Annotated in this window: 1 pseudogene; it reads left to right on the top strand. The window is 63.1% G+C overall.

What is annotated here, in order from left to right:
* Positions 1 to 1,106, top strand: a pseudogene (locus tag AC1D1P_RS23985) (error-prone DNA polymerase); the annotation flags it as partial.

The following is a 1,106-nucleotide window of genomic DNA, read 5'->3' as shown; positions in this document are numbered from 1 at the left end:
ACGCCTGGCTGGCGGTGGAGCTGCTGCAGGGCCTGGACGATGCGCTGCGCCTGCAGCAGCTGCAAGAGGTGGCCCGGCGCACCGGCATACGGCTGGTGGCGGCCGGCCATGTGCTGATGCACAAGCGCTCGCGCAAGCCGCTGCACGACGTGATGACTGCCATCAAGCTGGGCAAGCCGGTGCACGAATGCGGCTTCGCGCTGCAGCCCAACGCCGAGGCACATTTGCGGCCGCGCATGCGTCTGGCCGAGATTTACCCCGCCAGCCTGTTGCGTGCCACGCTGGAAGTGGCGGCGCGGTGCAATTTCAATCTCGATGAGATTCGCAACCTGTACCGCTACCCGCAGGAAGACATGGTGCCGGCGGCCGAAACGCCTTCGCGGTGGCTGCGGCGGCTGACCTGGCAGGGCGCCCATACACGCTACCCGCATCACATACCGCACAAGATCAGGCGGCAGCTGGGTTTCGAACTGGGGTTGATCGAAGAACTTGAATACGAGATGTTCTTCATCACCGTGCACGACATCGTGCGGTTTGCGAGAGAAAAGGAAATCCTTTGCCAGGGACGTGGCTCGGCGGCCAATTCGGTGGTGTGTTTTTGCCTGGGCGTTACGGCCGTTAACCCCGCGGAAAGCAAGCTGCTGTTTGAGCGTTTTATCAGCCGCGAGCGCAGTGAACCGCCCGACATTGACGTGGACTTCGAGCACGAGCGGCGTGAAGAAGTCATCCAGTACATCTACGGCAAATACGGCCACGACCGCGCCGCCATTGCCGCCACCGTCATCAGCTACCGGCCGCGCAGCGCGATCCGCGATGTGGGCAAGGCGCTGGCGATGGCGCCTGAACTGATAGACCTGTTCGCCAAAGAGCATTTCTGGTTTGACGGCAGCGAGGTGCTGCAGGAAAAACTCAAGGAAGCCGGGCTGGAGGGCAGGGAAGGGCCGGTGCTGCAATGGTTTCACCTGTCGGCGCAGCTCATCGGCTTTCCGCGCCACCTGAGCCAGCACGTCGGCGGTTTTGTACTCACCCAGGGCAAGCTCACGCGGCTGGTGCCGGTGCAGCCGGCTTCGATGGAAGACCGCCGCATCATCCAGTGGGACAAGGAC

It is taken from the genome of Polaromonas sp. P1_E1_2 (assembly GCF_056406035.1).
The sequence above is the reverse complement of the archived record's forward strand: the minus strand, read 5'-3'. Positions and strand labels throughout refer to the sequence as shown.